1 protein-coding gene is annotated in these 844 nt (G+C 46.7%); it reads right to left on the bottom strand.

Translation table 11 applies throughout. The features are described from left to right. The coding region (locus ACWHAR_RS25205) for a Gfo/Idh/MocA family protein (protein WP_452088200.1) at window positions 1-820 on the bottom strand (820 nt) is incomplete at its 3' end. Window positions 821-844: the final 24 nt, after the last annotated feature.

Here is an 844-nt window from a genome sequence, read left to right as displayed (position 1 = left end):
TGTATGCAGTATATAAGCTGGACTGGTCTCCTGCTTCGAGATGATCATCCTTTATAGAAGCTTTAGAGGAACGGGGATGCCACCTTGAATAGTAGTGGCATTTTTCTTTGACCCGGCACGTCCCGCAAAAACGCCCGTCTTCTTCCGGCAAGGGGTTCCACTCACTGTCCGGCCCATAGTAATTCAAGGCGCCATAAGCAAATACCTCTTCCGGATTTTGCCCGATCCACCAATTGACGAGATCGAAGTGATGTGTTGATTTATGGACAGAAAGACCGCCGGAAAACTGTCTCGACCTGTTCCAGCGTTTAAAATAGCTGGCGCCATGATACGTATCAATATACCAATTTAAATCAACGGAGGTGACCCTGCCTATTTTTCCGTCCAGAATCATTTCTTTTATTTTCCGATGAAACGGGCTGTAGCGATAGTTAAACGCGACGGTGACTTTTCCTTCGCTTTTGGCCTCCGCTTCAAGCACCCGATTCGCATCCTGCACTGTTGTCACCATTGGTTTTTCAGTAATTACATCTGTATTCCACTGAAGGCTTTTTACAATATATGTGACATGCGTATCGTCCCTGCCTGCCACAATGACGATATCAGGCTTTGACACGCGCATCATCTCGTCAAAAGCATCTTCGCTAAACTCGGGCACGTGGGCCAGCTCGGGAAATTTCTTCTTGCAAACAGCAAAACGTTTCGGATCGGCATCCAGCAATCCCGTAATCTCATAATGAGTTGAAAACCGCTCCAACAGCGGTTTGATAAACATACTGAATGCTCTGCTGCTCAATCCGCAAAAGACGATGTTCTTCAATATCCTCACCTCTATCGGGCTTCA

It is taken from the genome of Bacillus sp. LR--39 (assembly GCF_053613335.1).
The sequence above is the reverse complement of the archived record's forward strand: the minus strand, read 5'-3'. Positions and strand labels throughout refer to the sequence as shown.